Origin of the sequence: Pseudoalteromonas sp. SCSIO_11900, assembly GCF_000576475.1 — a bacterium.
Classification (GTDB): domain Bacteria; phylum Pseudomonadota; class Gammaproteobacteria; order Enterobacterales; family Alteromonadaceae; genus Pseudoalteromonas; species Pseudoalteromonas tetraodonis.
In genome coordinates this window covers 1,913,140-1,928,943 of the sequence record NZ_KK070023.1, presented here as the reverse complement: position 1 = coordinate 1,928,943, position 15,804 = coordinate 1,913,140, and the positions used below count along the sequence as shown (strand labels likewise).

The window sequence follows — 15,804 nt, the reverse complement described above, 5'->3', positions numbered from 1 at the left end:
TTGTTAAATCTAATCTTTCTTTTCGTTCATCTACTCAATAACCCCACGCTAAACGTGACTTTAGCGTGGGGTTAGAGTTCACAGTAATTTTATCTGGATAGCTCTTTTATTTTTTTCTCTGAAAACCAGCGATATAAAACAGGTAAAACAAATAATGTTAACAGTGTTGCAGTTACCAAGCCGCCAACAATAACACTCGCTAATGGGCGCTGTATTTCTGCACCAACACCATTAGACATTAACATCGGTATCAAACCTAAAGCTGATGTTATAGCAGTCATAAGTACAGGTCTTAATCTTGAAGTAGCGCCTTCAAAAACGGCTTTAGATGCTTCTAGACCGTCTTTAATACGTTGGTTGATACTTTCTACCATAACGACCCCATTCAATACCGCTACACCAAATAAGGTAATAAAGCCAACGGAGCTTGGTACAGACAAGTATTGTCCAGATAAATATAAGGAGAAAACTCCGCCAATTACAGCAAGCGGCACGTTGACCAATATCAGCATAGCTTGACCAACAGAACCAAAGGCAAAGTAAAGTAGTAGTGCGATTAGTGCTAACGATAAAGGTACAACTATAGCTAACCTATTTTGAGCACGTTTTTGACTTTCGAACTGGCCGCCAATCGAAACAGAATAACCTGAAGGTAAGTCAACCTTTTCAGTAATTACCGTTCTGATATCGGCAACCACGCTTCCCATATCTCGATTTTGTACATTTGCTTGGATAACGACTCTTCGTTGTACATCATCGCGTCTAACTTGTGGTGGGCCTGACTCAAATGAGACTGAGGCTACGTCACCCAGCCGCACCCAAGCACCAGTAGGTGATTGAAGCCGAATATCAGCAATAGCTTCTTTGTTACTTCGGTACTCTTCCTCTATGCGAACGTAAATATCATAACGTTCATTACCATTGATTATTTGTCCGGCTTCAACACCACCAATACCATCACGCACAACCTCCATTATGTCACTCACAGACAATCCAAAGCGTGATAGTTCTTGCCTGTTAGGACTTATCACCAATTGCGCTTCACCAGCAATTTGCTCCAATGCAACATCCCTTGCACCTTCAATGTTTTTAATTGCTGTTTCTATTTCTTGACCTTTAGCCGCCAGTACCTCAAGTTCAGGCCCAAACAACTTTATCGCCAACTGAGCCTTAACACCAGATAGTAGCTCATCGACACGAGTCGCAATAGGTTGAGAAAAGTTGAGTAGCAACCCAGGGAATTCTTCTAAAGATCTCTCCATTTTTCCTTGAAGTTCATATCGATTAGATGCACTGGTCCACTCAGAAACAGGCTTCAACCCTATGTAAATTTCGATGTTATTCACAGGCTCTGGGTCTCCACCTATTTCTGCTCGACCAATTCGGCTTAATGCATAGGTTACTTCAGGAAAAGCCATTAGTTTTTCTTCTAGAATTGGTGCCACAGTGAGCGCGGTATCTAAACTGGAAGAAGGTGCAAGCGTTGCTCTTAAGTTTATCGTCCCTTCTTCTAACTCAGGTACAAATTCAGTACCAATTAATGGAACTAATGCAAAGGCAGAGAAAACTAATATAAGTGCGGCTGAAATGACTAATTTGGTGCGTTTTAGTGCGAATGTAAGCCCTTTTCTGTAGAGTTTGTCTAATGGCCTAAGAACAAAGCTTTCCCTCTCTTTTACACCTGACTTAAATAAATAAGTAGCTAAAGCGGGTACAACAAACAACGCAACCACAATAGCAGATATAACAGCTAAAATGATGCTTATTGCCATAGGTTGAAATAACTTTGCCTCAACACCTTCAAAGCTAAATAAAGGCGTAAATACGACTAAAATAATAGAAGCTGCAAAAAATACGGGACGAGCCACTTCTTTACCCGCATTTTGAAGACGTAACTTAATACCATGCTCATCTTGTTCTACATCATGTGGATCAGTATCAGCACTAGGCACTCTTTCTTTTACAGTTTTTAAATGGGTAGAGTCTGGTCTATTTAAATGCTTAAACATGTTTTCAACCATCACGACTGAACCATCAACTAGCATACCAATGGCTACGGCAATGCCACCCAATGACATAAGGTTTGCAGAAATGCCCCACCAAGCCATGATCATTAACGCGATACCAATTGAAATTGGAATAGATATTAGGACAAGGAAGGTTGCACGTATATTCATTAAAAATAGTGCTAATACAATACAGATGAAAATAAATGCTAGTAATAGTGCATCAACTACTGTATCAACGGCTTTTTCAATCAAATCAGCCTGATCATAAAATGGTTCAAAGCGAACACCTTTAGGCAATGCTTGATTAATCAATGGGATTCTTGCATTGATACCATCAATGGTGGCTTTAGTATTAGACCCCATGCGTTTTAAGACAATGCCAGAGACAACTTCACCTAAATTTTCGACTTTACCGTCTTCGGTTTTGCGCGTCATTGTGACAGCACCTTGACGAATTTCACTGCCCATTTCAACTTTAGCAATATCCGAAACCGTCACAACTGTCCCATCAACTGTTTTGACGGGAACTTGTTTGATATTACTAATACCAGCGTCACCACTTTCAAACCAACCTGCACCTCTAATAACAAGCTGCTCTTGCCCACGGTTCATATACCATCCGCCAACATTGGCATTGTTGTTATCTAGGGCACCAACAACGTCTTCTTGCGTTAGGTTATAAGAAAGAAGCTTAGATGGATCTACATTTACTTGGTACTGCCTAACAATACCTCCAAAGGAGAGTACATCAGTAACACCATCGACAGGCATAACGAGTAATTTTACTACCCAATCATTGAGACTCCTGAGTGCCATAGCATCATAGCCTGCATCTTTATCTGAAATAAGAAGGTACTGAAATACTTGGCCTAGCCCTGAGGTGTTTGGCCCCATTTCGGGTGTGCCGACACCTTCTGGTATCAGTTCTTTTGCGGCTTGAAGACGCTCAAATACAAGTTGTCTTGCAAAGTAAATGTCGGTGCCTTCTTTGAAAACAACCGTGACGCCAGACAAGCCTGTTTTAGAAATTGAGCGCACTTGTTCTACATCAGGTAAGGCATACATGACCGCTTCAATGGGGTACGTAATGAGTTGTTCAACTTCTTCAGCAGCTAGTCCTGGCGCTTCAGTATTTACAGCAACTTGAACATTAGTAACATCAGGAAAGGCATCTAAATTTAGTTTTGGTATAACCATAATTGCGCCGACAATTGTGGCAAACAGCGCAATCAAAATCAGGAGTCTATTATTAACAGACCAATCTATTATTTTATTAAACATAGTCTTGCTCCTTAGTGGTTATGCGGATCAAATCCGCCTTTAGCGATTTCAGAAGCAACAAAAAATGCGCCTTTGGTTACAATTCGCGTCCCACTATCAAGGCCAATGATTTCCCTAAAATCACCTAAGGCTCGGCCTAGTTCTACTTCTACAGCTTTAAATTCTCCAGGGTGGTCTTCGACAAATACGGTCCAATCACCATCTGCGCTGCGGATCAATGCTTCTTCTGGCACAGCCATCACTTTCTGCTTTGTGGCAAACTGAAAGTAAACTTTTACAAACATACCTGAATGAAGGTTATCATCAGCATTCTGTACCCCCAATCTAATAATTCTTGTACGAGTTACGGGATCAATTGTATGGGCTTCTTGGATAACTTTGGCATTGTAACTCTGGCCTTCTAATTTAAGTACCGCAGGAGAATCAATTGATAAATTTAGCTTTTTATTTGGAGAAACTTTTGCTTCAACCCATAGTTGTTTTTCATCAGCTAACAACATGACTGAATCCCCAGCATCAACACGTTGCCCTTGGATAAAGTCGTCTTGAAGCACGACACCTTCACGGTGCGCCGTTAATGCATATTGTCCAAATGCTTTAATGTCTTTGTTAGAAATACCATTTATTGCTTTTTCAGTTAACCCTAAAGCAATGAGCTTGCCATAGCTCGCATTGTATGTTGTTTCAGCTTGTAATAATCGACTTTCACTCACCGTCTTATTACCCAGCTTTTTTACACGTTGCCATTCGGTTGAAGCGATTAAATAGTCAGCTTGTGCTTGTGCCATTGCTTCACTAAATAATGTAACTAACTTCTGACCTATTTCTACATACTCGCCAAGCGCTGCATGGCGACTGATAATGACTGACTCTGTACGTGGTGATACCACATAACTTTTATAGCCATTAGCTTTTATTTCGCCAGGTGCATATACGGAGCTAAATTGATATTCAGGCTTAACACTTTCCACTTTAATGTTAGCAAGCGACATCTTCTTTGGATCAATAGTGATACCTTCTTCATGTCCTTCTTCTCCCTCTTTATTACCACCTTCATGGCCGTGCTCGTCATGGTCACCTTTATCTTCTTCATGTCCCTTTTCGTGTTCATGCTCATCTTGATGTTCTTTTTCTTCTTGTTTCGAAACGTTTGTGACAGAACCAGTTCCATCTGACGACTGTGCAAAAGCATCATGATTTGTAGTAAACCCAACTAACAGGCAGCTAATTACTACGGCTAAAAATTTTTTACTAATTACTGTATTCATTTTTGTAACCTATATTTTTAATAAATTTAAGATTTCGTTTTTCGCTACTGAAAAAACAAAGCGCTCAAATCTCAAATTTGGATAACTGACCCATACTTAAAATGAAGGATATTTCTGCAAGCTTGAATTGATTTTCCAAACGTATTCCTGCATGAAGCCCTTCCGCACGTTGATTTAATGCAAGTAAGTAGTCAGAAGTATTAATGTCACCAGCTTCCCAGCGCTTATTTAATAAGTTTTCGCTGCTATCTAATCTGCCTTTTGTCAGTTTTTGCCATTGCTCATAATATTTTTTACTGACAATAAGCGATTCATAATTAGCTTTTGCTTCAAATGACTGCTTTCGATAAACCGACCGAAAGTTAGCCTCTGCTGCAATTGCTTCTGAATAAGCGGCTTTAACAGTATCTGAATAGTTATTTCTGATATTTAAAGGCATTGAGAAAGTCACGCCAATCAAGTCTTCATCTCCACTTTTCCCTGCGTTAACTCCAATGGTTGGATTGGCTTTAGATTCCATAGTGGTTAGTTGAGCTTTAGATTGTTTTATCTTCCATTGCGCTCTAGCGAGTTTAACTTTTGGATGTTCCTCAACCCACTGAGAGTTAAATGAATAGTTTGTTGCTCCAAAAGTAAATGAAAACAAATTGGTAGTATTAGGCGTCCAATCAGGCAATAACTCCTGAACATTTACCTCTGCATTTTTCAAAGCAATTTGCGACTCAGATATTTCACTGAAAACTTGGGACAAGTTTAAATAAACCAGTTCAGCGTCAAGTGGCTCTAAAAGTCCTGCTTTTCGCTTATCTTCAATAATTCCAACGAGCGTTTGTAATTGATTTTCTCTTACTGAAAGTAACTGAGCCACCTTTTTTGCTGCTTGCCAATTAACTATTGCAGTTAAAGCGTTAGCCTTTTTAGAATCGAGTAGAGATAACAATTGTTGCTGGTTTGCATAAACACCAATTTCACCAATGCTTTTATTTGCTGATTGCTTATCCCAAAAATCAATCGTTTGACTGATACCAATAGAATAATTATCAAAATCACCCTCTTTTTCATAGCTTGCTTCAAGCTCTGGGTTATATACGGCTTTAGTTAAGCTCTTGGCTCTATGATTACTTGCATTAAGTAACTCTTTAGCCGCAACAACTTCGGGATCTTTATTTATTTGACTATCTAGCCATGAAATACTTTTCTGTTTGGCATAAGTGGCAACTGAAAAACTCACAGCCATACATAAAGACAGGACTAAACCTGCATTTTTTAAATATATATACATAAAAATTCTTAATTTTAAAATTAATAAACACGAAACCTTTATCCATTATTAAAGGATAAATAGGTCATTAAAAATTAATCTAATTAAGAAATGGGCGGACGAAGTATCGCTTCAAGAAAGGTACTTGTTTGATCAATTTGATAAGGCGTTTTATTGATAATGTTTAGTTTGCCCGTGGTATTTGAATTACTGACTAAAATCCAAGATAAGTGGCTGCCACTGCAATGTCCGCAGTGATGACAATCTTTTTCATTATGCTGCTCATCACCTACATTATCATTTGAGACATTTCGATCATCTGCATGATCATGTTGAATTTGAAGGTGCTCTATATCTATTTGGTGATTCTCAGGTGTTGCGGATACAACAGCAGTTAACGATTGCAAAACAATCGAAACGACTAATAGTATTTTTAACGCAACATTGAATTTCAAAATAAACACCTACTTAAATATGAAAAATTATAATATCAAAAAAAGGTTTTCTAAACTAGCCATGCGCATGTTTTTCATGCTCGTCACGGCAAGTTTCTTGAGGAAACTCAAACTCAATGGTTGTATGAGATAAATTATAAGAAGAAAGTTCCTTAGCCACTTGTTGTTTTAGCCTAATTAATTTATCAACCTCAAAGTTATGGGCTAACTCTAGGTGAGCAGTTAATACGTGACTTTCCCCGTCTAATGACCAAAAGTGCATATGATGAATCCCATTAATTTCAGGTATAGCCTTTATCGCTTTTTCAATATTATTCTGCACTTCTTCATCAGGTGTAGCTTGAAGAAATAGTGCCAATGTTGTTTTCAGGTTTTTCAAAACGTTAAACAATATAAACAGTGTAAAGCCTATAGAAAGCAAAGGATCTAATATTGGTAGATCTACAAAAAGCAGCACGATAGAAACAATTAGGACTGCAACCCAGCCAAGTACGTCTTCAAGCAAATGCCACGTAAGTACTTTTTCGTTCAGCGTTTTACCCGCTTTTAGTTTAAATACTGCATACCCATTAACAGCAACCCCAAGTAATGCAAGACCCAACATTCCTTCAGCCATTGGCATTTCAGGATTAGATAATCTTGGTATTGCTTCAAATAGCACCCAGACAGAACCAATAACTAATACAATACTGTTAATTAATGCGCCAAACAGGGTAAGACGACGATAGCCATAGCTAAATCTATCGGATGCTTCTTTATCCGAGAAACGACTCAGTATCCAAGCGAATCCTATAGATAAACTGTCACCCAGGTCATGTACAGCATCAGCCATAATAGCGGTACTGTTGGTTAGCCAACCACCAATAAATTCGATAATAGTAAATGAAACATTAAGGAAAAATGTCCAACCTATACGGTCGTCTTTTCCATGCGAATGGCTATGGCTATGATTGTGCATTTTCCACCTCAAGAACTTTTAAATTTCTTACATTGACTACGTTAAAATTGATAAAGTGACGGATCACTCGTTGATACATCCAACGTTTGATTCCTGATAAGTTAGTTCCTTTTTCGAGATAAAACTCATCAGGGGAATTATAAACACCAAAATCATCATGAATACCTTCTTTTTGTATATAGGTATCTTGACCACGCCAATCTGTATCTGGCGAAGAGAAACACTTTGTTGCAACACCATAACCACAAAATTCGTTTTTTATTTGACTAAATTTGTGCTGTAGTGAACTTAAATATTGTTCATCTAATATAAAGCCTTCTAAGTTTATCCAACGATCCTTGAAATAAACTTCAATCCAACTATGAATGATATATTTAGGTGCTAACCAAAATACATAAGTTGGAATAGCTCCTTTTTGTAATCGCTGCTCAATAGTAAAGCCGTGAAAACGACATTGAATACCTAATCCTCGTAACAAAGCCATCAGCAAGTTACCCTTGGTATTGCATTGTCCGTAACCATCGGCTAAAACACTGCTTGCTGAAATATCATCACTCTCATTGTAACCAAATAATATTTCATCTTTAACAAATTGGTAGGCTGCACCAATTTTGTTGAAGTCATCGAGTTCTTGCCAATTACGCTCAGAAATTAATGATTGAATTGTAGAGTGTTCAAAATTTACTATCTTGGTTTTTTCTAGATATTTGCTATTCATTGATGTTTCCTTACTTTGAACAACCAAAGGTTGATTGTTTATCTTCATTTGGTGTTTAACGTGTTTTCTCAGCAACAGCTAATTCTTGTTTAGCATCGCTTAGTATTCGGTAAGCGCCTCGAAGAATTAACATTGAAATGATGCTACCAATGACGATATCAGGCCAACGCTGTTTCAGCACCATAACGAGTATGCCTGCGATAACGACACCAAGATTTGCAATTACATCATTCGCTGAAAATATCCAGCTAGCTCTCATATGTACTTCATCGTTGTTGTGCTTTCGAATAAGGATGAGACAAATCACATTTGCAACTAAAGCAACCATGCCTACGCCAATCATAAACCAAGAGTGAGGCTCACTTTCACCATACAGCCTTCTAGCAATATCCATTAGAATTAGCACGCCTAACCCCAGTTGGAAATAGCCACTCACTAAAGCAGCATTAGCCTTATGTTGGATTGACTTTCCCACCGCGTATAGTGCAATTGCATAGACGATTGCATCCGCTAGCATGTCTAACGAATCTGCAATTAAAGCCGTTGATTCTGATAACCAACCAAAGCCAATTTCAAAAACAAACATCGAGGCATTGATAGCCAGAAGCCAATAAAGCACCGTTTTTTGCTGGTTATCTTTTAGCTCAACTTCACACCCACAATCGCTCATTTTCATCTCCGATTAACTTGTATGCTCTAACTATAAATCCTATAGTGACTATAGGGTCAAGTTTATTTGGAAATTTTATGAAAATTGGTGAGTTATCGAAAACATCGGGGTATTCAGTACAAACCATCCGATATTATGAAAAGGAGGGCTTGCTGTCAGATCCTGATCGCACTGAAGGGAATTTCAGGTTGTATTCTAATAAGGCATTTAAAGAGCTAGAGTTCGTAAAGCATTGTCGAAGTTTAGATATTCCGCTTAATGATATTAAGCGACTCATTGAATTAAAAAACAAGCCAGAGGAGAGTTGCTCTAGTGTAAATGCATTAATTGATCGGCAACTAACTTTAGTTAATCAACGAATGAAGGAATTGAATGCACTCAAAAAAGAGTTAAAACTAATGGCAAGCTCTTGCGGGTCTGACGGTACAATTGAAGTCTGTGGCATTATCAAGTCATTAGATAGTTGAACTAAATATAACTTTAGATTAGTAGTATTCACAAAGGCAATAATGAAAACCATTGGCAAATTAGCACAATCATTAAATTTAAATGTAGAAACCATTCGTTTTTATGAACGAGAAGGACTGATTACACAACCTGAAAAACCAATATCTGGTTATAGACAATATGACGAATCAATAGCAGGACAACTTAGGTTTATCACAAAAGCCAAAGCGCTCGGCTTTACGTTAAGAGAAATAAAATCGCTAATGTCTATGGACAGCAACTGCGCTCAAGTTGAGCTATTAAACCGACAAAAGTTAGCAATCATTCGAGACAAAATTAATGACCTTCAACGTTTAGAGAAAGTAATTGTGGGTATGACAAATACCTGTATGCAAAACGAAGATCCAACACATTGCCCCATAATTGACTCATTAAAATGATTGACTCCGTACTTGTATACGGAGTTTAGAATGATGGTAATATCAACCAATAGACTTTCAAATGATAAATAAAATATTAGACAGAGTAGGCTCTAGTGGCGTTTGGCTAGCGGCACGGCCTGCCTCCCTGCATTAAGGTCACTTGCATCGGCATTAGGACTAGGCTTCTTCTCTCACTTCGAAGGAATAGCTGTAAATACGCTTTTACCTATTTTTGCATCTTTGGAACTATTGGTAAACTTATACAACTGGCACAAAAATAAAAACCATACCAGAGCTGTCTTCAGCATTCTAGGGCCTGTAGCAGTGCTATTAACGCTTTATCCTCTTTGGCTATATGATTGGAGCACATACCTATTTTACTTTGGTATTTGCTTAATGGTCGTTATGTCGGTTTTGGATATCGTAAAACCAGTAAGGGAGCAAACATGCAACGTATGGCTAATTGCCGTCGTTGAAACGATTAACGGTCAATGTCTGCTTTTCGCTCTAACCCGACTATCAGCTTAATAGTAGAAGTGCTATTATTAAATATAACTTTCCTGACTTTGAGGTATGTATGCCTAGTGATATGCAACCTAGCACTAATCATAAATTTGTAGATATACTCAGCAATGGAAAAGTTAATTTAAGCTCAAACCCTTTAGATGAAATTGAATTAATTCAGCGTGGTTTAGATATAAAGAGTGTTGAGAAGTTTAGGCTTCAGTTAGGTTGGGATATTCAATCCTTTGCTAAAGCAATTGGTACAAATATTAGAACTTTGAAACGTCATAAAAAAGAGTACACACGCTTAAATGCAACTTTGAGTGAAAATACCTTTGAGTTAGCTCATCTAGCATCAGCTTGTATTGATTACTTTGAAAATATTGAACGATGGAATAAATGGCTAAATACGTACTCCTTACAATTTAGCTCTAAAACACCTTTAACATTTGTAAATACAATTGCGGGTAGAAGGTTAATTAGGAACGTTGTTAATAGCCTTAAACACGGTTATAACGCTTAAAAAGACCCCAGCGTTTGCTGAGGTCTTTTTATTTACCCTCTGCCTTTTCGGCAGTTAAAAGTTACAATTTGTGGTTGTTTACTTCCCGGCCTAACTTCAGCTGCCTACTCGGCAGTTCACGATTTGCGTAAAGAAGCATTAGTTAACTTAGAATTTCCAGCTGCCTACTCGGCAGTTCACAAAAGCCTAACCCTAGATAACCCCCTAATGACATTTCCAGCTGCCTACTCGGCAGTTCACCATCGTAATGAACGACCAGACCACATTCAAAAATTTCCAGCTGCCTACTCGGCAGTTCACTATAAATAATAGTACGTATTACCTTAAATACCAAACTGTTAAGTGATTTTTATATGATCTACACTTACTTTTACCTATAAGTTTAAGCTATTGAAAAAACTATGAATATTTTATAACTACTTTTAAAGGGCCTTTAAAGAAGCAACCGTGCCTTGAAATGTTTGATTTGTAGCAAAGCCATAATTGTTAAAATGATTATTTATGGGTTCAGCTTTTTCAATTTTTTGTATATGCAGAACATAACTTTGGCCACTGCCTTTGCTTGATACGGGTATTGAATGAAAGTGGCCTATGTCCTTTGCCTCAAATTTATATTCAGGATTGTAAACCTCGCCTCTGGCTTCAGCTCGTTTTTTAGCGCGCTTTAACCGTCTTTGCTTTTCACCTACAAATGCTTTGGCTACTGATTGGTTGCGAACAAACATGACTTCGCTTTGGTTTGCTGGTACTTCGAGTATTTTTGATAAGCCAAATAACTTGTCATAAGCCATCATCTCAAAATAGCTTTGCTGAGACAGATGGATTAATTGCTTTTTATCTATCGATACAAACGCTATTTGATTACCTATCGTTTGCTCATTCCATTTAGGAAAGCACACACCAATATTACTTATTCCGCGTGAACTCATAAACCCATGCAAAATGCCAATACAACGCCCTGCAAGAAGGCTTACATCACAATTTTTAGGTAAATAAGTAATAGTAAAATAATAGCGTTTCAACCTTTACTCCTTTGGAACAAGCCACCTTTGATCAACACTGCCGCAATAAAATGAACCGCGTTTGATTTTTCACTTTGCTCTAAACCATACTTTTCCATGTGTTTAATATGCAAAGCAATGCGCGGGAGTAATGAATAAAAGTCTGAATGGGTCTTAGGTGTTCTGTGTGCAACTAATATTTGCTTATCTGCGCCATACTCATGAGTGCGCAAAAGTTTGTAGCCTCCCTCGTACCAATCATCGATAGTTTGGATAGCAGCTCCTACTTTTTGTGAGTTTAAACTTGCTGCTTTTTTATCGCCCACTTGTGTGTATGCAAGTTGTTTAGATGACATGCCTTGTGCAACATTATCTACAAACTTTTGACTAGGGTGAACCTCTTGGCTAAATGCATTTTTAATTTTTGCGGTTATATCTAAATAACAATAATTTTGAGGATTGCTAAGCCCTTCTTGAATAGCTTCTGACAACGTTAATAATGCTGTTTGATTATTTTGCCAATTGCCTTGCCATTTTAGTTTTTGTACACCTTCAACAATAATTGGAGCTGCGTGCTCAGTAAGGATTTCAATATCTATATTTGGTGATTGACGGTTGCGCCAAAGCCAATTGCCCATCAGTATATTTTTAGCGTAACGGGTAGCAACTTCATTAAGGCCATTGTTCTTTTTATAGGTTTCAAAAAACCGTTTTAACCAATAAATAACTTTAGGGTCATCACAAACATGTGGCTCATTGCTATTAGCCTCAACCCTGAGTGAAAAACGGCAAAATAGCTCATTTACTGTTGGAGGCACGTAGCACACATCAATTGTTTGAGGGTTTCCAAACGCGAGATCTTGTGGCGCTAAATTTTTAGCCACATTTTGCTTTTGATAAGCATCGCCAAACCCTGACTTTTGCCCAACTAATTTATTTTGCTCTATTTGTAGCGGTTCAAAATCAGACTCCGGTGTTTTATAAAAAAACACCGCTTTACTGGGTGAGAGCGAACGCGTGTAACTTAAGTGCCGAGATAATTGCATTATTCATACTCAAACTTAGACTTTTTCATAAGCATAGACTCTTTTTGAACATCCATAACCCAAAATGCGTCATGAAAGAACTGCTTAGCGCCTGCGTACTTAACTGATGTATTGCTAACACACTCTAAAAGCCCAATTACGGGCTCAGCATAACAATGGTATTCATGTAATGCTGCATCTCGCTTTACGGGTTCTTCAAGCGCAGCAAAGCCAATTGCAGCGGGTATTAAATTAAAGTTACCGTTAAGGGCATCAATCAATTGTTCAAAACTTTTGACTACTTTTTTTGAAGGGTATAACCAACTGCCATTTAACGATTTTGCCTTAAGGTTTTTAAACAGCTCACTCGGTTTACTATACACATGACACCAGTCTATATTTTGGTATAACGAAGGTGGATGCATAGTCCCGCCCGCAAACATAGATGGTAGTGCGGGCTTTATAAGCTGACTGTTTAATTTATTAAGCACCTCTTTATTTGGTACAAAAAGCCTAAATACTAAATCGAGTGTTATGTCACATTTAGGCTTATCGATAATACCAGAACTTATTACATGGCTTCGGCCAGCAACTTGTTTTAACTTGCTTGGCTCAGGTAATGGTTTACCTGTATGTAATTGATAGTTTTCAATGTAAATAGCACTGCCAATACTCTTAATTGAAGGGTCTATAAAGTTTTTTAGCTTACGCTCAAAGTTATGAACAAGCCCATTTAAGGCTGTAAGTGATGGCATACCTTGGATATACGGGTTAGCCATTGTCTCGGCATCAAACACTCGCATATCTTGGCAATGTACATACACTATTTGCTCATCATTTAATGTTTCTTCTTCAGCTGCACAGTGAGTAAACACATAGTTTAACTGCGTTTTAAACAGCCCCATTAAATTAGGGTGATACGCAAAGCGTTTGAGCTTACTTAAATTACTAAGGCTCTCATTTAGTACGTTACTAAATTGGCTAATACAGTTGGTAATACTCTGATCTAAGTAATGCTTTGCACACTCAGGGTAAGCTTGCTCTTGAGCGTTATTTTTAGCTTCCAGAATGTTATCAAGCCACAACTGCAAGCTAACACGTACTTGCCTAATAGCCGCAACTCGCGCTAATCGCTTTTGCCTTAACGTATTAAACTGTTTAATACCAACCAATACCAAAAGCGCCTGTTGAAATTGACTACTTAATAGCGCACGAATTTTAAATGCTTTCTCAATATCATAATTAGCTACTTTAGAGCGGTTAATAGCCTTTGAATATGTTTTAGGGAAGTAACGAAGCACTCTTATATTACCACCTACTGAGCTTGCTAAATCGCCAACATTGGCTGGTCTTGAGTGCTCAACTAAAGCAAAGTTTAACTTACGCTCTGTTGTTAATTGCTGAATTTTAGCTAGCATTGCGTGGCTTACTACAGGCGTAACCGCAAGGTAGCTTTGCTGAAATGGCATTTGTAATTGTGGTGAAAAAGGGCTTACTTCTAATGGGAGCTCTGCAACTGGCAACTGCTGTTTTATTTTACCCGCGATGTCTAAAACCGTCTTTTTAGTAAACCCGTATGCTCTTATTAAATTAATCCAAACAGGCTCTTCAGTTATTAATAACTTTGCTAAACAAGTCACTTCGCCCTGCCAACTAAATGAGGTTAAAAATAACTTTGCATGATTAATTTCAGCACTGTTGTGCGACCAGCCAAAACTTAAAGATAATGACCGGCTACAAATACCCGTAATATCTTCACTTACAACTTCACTAATTAAACGTTGATGACTTACTCGTATATCGGGGTATTTTAAATTATGAGTATGAAACCATTTAACTTCGTTAATACACCTACTCAGTAACACTTCATCGCGTAATACGCTTTTAGCGGTTCTTGTACTTGTTAAATCATCAATTTCACTTCGCTTATAAACTAGGTTAATGAGCACAGTCAGCGCTTGTTCTTCAAAGCCATCTACCGCAACATGAGCCGTATATGGAGCAAACAACTTTCTAAGTGTTGTGGTTTTTTCTTTTAGCGATTCAATTACGAGTGCATTTTGTAAGTTCATAAGTTACCACGGCGCTATAAATTGTTTTTTTGTTTGAGGCTTTTCAGCTGCGAATGCTTGCTGTAGTTCAATTACTTGGCGTAAATAAAAAACATGGCTATCAGCTCTGAGCTGTTCGTGCTTTTTTTGTAGATAAGCGCAGTTTAAAAAGCCTTCTTGATGAAGCCTGTAAACTTGCTCTGTGGTGGTGTTTAATAATACTGCGGCATCAAAAGTACAAAGCAGTACATCTGCAATATTTGGATGTTTAGCTTTAGGGTTACTATCAACTAATTCGACAAAATAATTAATAATCTCATCAAGTACTTTGTTTTTAAGGCTACTTGTTGCAGCTATTTGACCATCACAGATCAAATCACCATACACAGAGTTGAACTTAGTTTTATTAAAAGGATTAAGTTGCTTAAGCCGCGCATTGTTTGTGAGTAAGTTTAATTCAGCGGTAAGGCCTTCAGGCCAAGTACTAAAGTAATTAACAAAAGCTAGATTAAAGTCAGCATCGTTTACATCAAGTTGCTTAACCTTCGCAAACCAAGATATTAACCCAACTATTTTTTGGCTGTTATTACCTGCAAGAGCAATTGCAATTTTAAAGTCTGCATCATTTAATTTTTCACTATTGGTTAGTTTATAACCACAACCACACTCTAAAAACGCCTCAGAAGCTCTGTAATCAATTAAGTTATGGCACTCTTTACAACGTGTAGTTAATTGTGCTTTATGCTTATGGCACGCTTTATAGGGCTTTAAATGCCAATAAAAAGGAATACATGAAGATTCAGACAAGCATTTAATGCAAACAGGTATACTATCAGTGCGAAGTAGCTCAAGGGGAATAGTCAGTTCATTTCGGCTTACTGCTGCTAAATTGCCAAATTTAAAATTACTGCGCCGCAATGCAAGAGATAGTATATCACCAGCGTTAACATCTGCTAATTGAGCAACCAATTTTAGCGCCCTTATTCTAAAGCTGCTCGCTTGCCTAGCATGATAAACATCAACCTTACTCAGCTCTAACGGCAAAGCACCTTCAAGCTCATGATCTTGCTCTACAAGCCATTGCCATAAAATATCAGCAAGCTCACTATAACCATCGTATGAGTTATCCCTTGCAAGCCTGAGTAAATAGCTTTCAAGCGCCTCATCAGGATAAGGTTTTGTTTGAACTAAAAAATGCATCGCCAACCTAA

15 protein-coding genes are annotated in these 15,804 nt (G+C 37.9%); 4 read left to right on the top strand and 11 right to left on the bottom strand.

Annotation, left to right across the window (positions count from 1 at the left end):
* Positions 1–89 precede the first annotated feature (89 nt).
* The 7 genes from BG00_RS08960 to BG00_RS08930 form a co-directional block, all read right to left on the bottom strand.
* Positions 90–3,290, bottom strand: coding sequence for an efflux RND transporter permease subunit (locus tag BG00_RS08960; RefSeq protein ID WP_036981991.1), 3,201 nt, complete (start codon positions 3,288–3,290; stop codon positions 90–92).
* An 11-nt stretch (positions 3,291–3,301) separates the two neighbouring features.
* On the bottom strand, positions 3,302–4,558 hold the full coding sequence (locus BG00_RS08955; protein WP_002962258.1) for an efflux RND transporter periplasmic adaptor subunit: 1,257 nt from the start codon (positions 4,556–4,558) through the stop codon (positions 3,302–3,304).
* A gap of 64 nt (positions 4,559–4,622) precedes the next feature.
* Entirely contained in the window at positions 4,623–5,840 is a 1,218-nt protein-coding gene (locus tag BG00_RS08950) for a TolC family protein (RefSeq protein WP_008468875.1), read from the bottom strand.
* An 83-nt stretch (positions 5,841–5,923) separates the two neighbouring features.
* Entirely contained in the window at positions 5,924–6,283 is a 360-nt protein-coding gene (locus tag BG00_RS08945; protein ID WP_235190303.1) for a hypothetical protein, read from the bottom strand.
* Positions 6,284–6,329: 46 nt separating this feature from the next.
* Complete coding sequence (locus tag BG00_RS08940) at positions 6,330–7,232, bottom strand: cation diffusion facilitator family transporter (protein WP_004588886.1); 903 nt, start codon at positions 7,230–7,232, stop codon at positions 6,330–6,332.
* Positions 7,219–7,950, bottom strand: a complete 732-nt coding sequence (locus BG00_RS08935; RefSeq protein ID WP_004588887.1) for a transglutaminase-like domain-containing protein — start codon at positions 7,948–7,950, stop codon at positions 7,219–7,221. The genes BG00_RS08940 and BG00_RS08935 overlap by 14 nt, the downstream gene beginning before the upstream one ends.
* A 55-nt stretch (positions 7,951–8,005) precedes the next feature.
* Positions 8,006–8,620, bottom strand: coding sequence for a cation efflux transmembrane domain-containing protein (locus tag BG00_RS08930; RefSeq protein WP_004588888.1), 615 nt, complete (start codon positions 8,618–8,620; stop codon positions 8,006–8,008).
* A 77-nt stretch (positions 8,621–8,697) separates the two neighbouring features.
* Between BG00_RS08930 and BG00_RS08925 the strand changes: the two genes are divergently transcribed.
* From BG00_RS08925 to BG00_RS08910, 4 genes are all read left to right on the top strand, one after another.
* A complete protein-coding gene (locus BG00_RS08925; RefSeq protein WP_004588889.1) occupies positions 8,698–9,087 on the top strand; it encodes a Cd(II)/Pb(II)-responsive transcriptional regulator in 390 nt (129 codons plus the stop codon).
* Between the two features lie 42 nt (positions 9,088–9,129).
* On the top strand, positions 9,130–9,507 hold the full coding sequence (locus BG00_RS08920; protein ID WP_004588890.1) for a MerR family transcriptional regulator: 378 nt from the start codon (positions 9,130–9,132) through the stop codon (positions 9,505–9,507).
* A gap of 102 nt (positions 9,508–9,609) precedes the next feature.
* Entirely contained in the window at positions 9,610–10,017 is a 408-nt protein-coding gene (locus tag BG00_RS08915) for a MerC family mercury resistance protein (protein ID WP_249929824.1), read from the top strand.
* Between the two features lie 49 nt (positions 10,018–10,066).
* Positions 10,067–10,516 carry an antitoxin Xre/MbcA/ParS toxin-binding domain-containing protein gene (locus tag BG00_RS08910; protein ID WP_036981990.1) on the top strand — a complete coding sequence of 150 codons (450 nt, stop codon included), beginning with the start codon at positions 10,067–10,069 and terminating at the stop codon, positions 10,514–10,516.
* 422 nt (positions 10,517–10,938) lie between these two features.
* On the opposite strand, the gene cas6f is transcribed toward BG00_RS08910, so the two are convergent.
* The 4 genes from cas6f to BG00_RS08890 are packed head-to-tail and all read right to left on the bottom strand — an operon-like array spanning position 10,939 to position 15,793.
* The gene (gene cas6f, locus BG00_RS08905) at positions 10,939–11,538 is read right to left on the bottom strand and encodes a type I-F CRISPR-associated endoribonuclease Cas6/Csy4 (protein WP_036981989.1); all 600 of its coding nucleotides are present in this window, start codon (positions 11,536–11,538) and stop codon (positions 10,939–10,941) included.
* The gene (gene csy3, locus BG00_RS08900) at positions 11,535–12,563 is read right to left on the bottom strand and encodes a type I-F CRISPR-associated protein Csy3 (protein ID WP_036981987.1); all 1,029 of its coding nucleotides are present in this window, start codon (positions 12,561–12,563) and stop codon (positions 11,535–11,537) included. Before csy3 ends, cas6f begins: the two co-directional genes overlap by 4 nt.
* Positions 12,563–14,614 carry a type I-F CRISPR-associated protein Csy2 gene (locus BG00_RS08895; protein WP_036981985.1) on the bottom strand — a complete coding sequence of 684 codons (2,052 nt, stop codon included), beginning with the start codon at positions 14,612–14,614 and terminating at the stop codon, positions 12,563–12,565. The genes csy3 and BG00_RS08895 overlap by 1 nt, the downstream gene beginning before the upstream one ends.
* Before the next feature lie 3 nt (positions 14,615–14,617).
* On the bottom strand, positions 14,618–15,793 hold the full coding sequence (locus tag BG00_RS08890) for a TniQ family protein (RefSeq protein WP_036981983.1): 1,176 nt from the start codon (positions 15,791–15,793) through the stop codon (positions 14,618–14,620).
* Positions 15,794–15,804: the final 11 nt, after the last annotated feature.

Coding starts and splice junctions, on each gene's coding strand:
- BG00_RS08960 (WP_036981991.1), bottom strand. CDS start 3,290: ATGTTTAATAAAATAATAGATTGGTCTGTTAATAATAGACTCCTGATT.
- BG00_RS08955 (WP_002962258.1), bottom strand. CDS start 4,558: ATGAATACAGTAATTAGTAAAAAATTTTTAGCCGTAGTAATTAGCTGC.
- BG00_RS08950 (WP_008468875.1), bottom strand. CDS start 5,840: ATGTATATATATTTAAAAAATGCAGGTTTAGTCCTGTCTTTATGTATG.
- BG00_RS08940 (WP_004588886.1), bottom strand. CDS start 7,232: ATGCACAATCATAGCCATAGCCATTCGCATGGAAAAGACGACCGTATA.
- BG00_RS08935 (WP_004588887.1), bottom strand. CDS start 7,950: ATGAATAGCAAATATCTAGAAAAAACCAAGATAGTAAATTTTGAACAC.
- BG00_RS08930 (WP_004588888.1), bottom strand. CDS start 8,620: ATGAGCGATTGTGGGTGTGAAGTTGAGCTAAAAGATAACCAGCAAAAA.
- BG00_RS08925 (WP_004588889.1), top strand. CDS start 8,698: ATGAAAATTGGTGAGTTATCGAAAACATCGGGGTATTCAGTACAAACC.
- BG00_RS08920 (WP_004588890.1), top strand. CDS start 9,130: ATGAAAACCATTGGCAAATTAGCACAATCATTAAATTTAAATGTAGAA.
- BG00_RS08910 (WP_036981990.1), top strand. CDS start 10,067: ATGCCTAGTGATATGCAACCTAGCACTAATCATAAATTTGTAGATATA.
- csy3 (WP_036981987.1), bottom strand. CDS start 12,563: ATGCAATTATCTCGGCACTTAAGTTACACGCGTTCGCTCTCACCCAGT.
- BG00_RS08895 (WP_036981985.1), bottom strand. CDS start 14,614: ATGAACTTACAAAATGCACTCGTAATTGAATCGCTAAAAGAAAAAACC.
- BG00_RS08890 (WP_036981983.1), bottom strand. CDS start 15,793: ATGCATTTTTTAGTTCAAACAAAACCTTATCCTGATGAGGCGCTTGAA.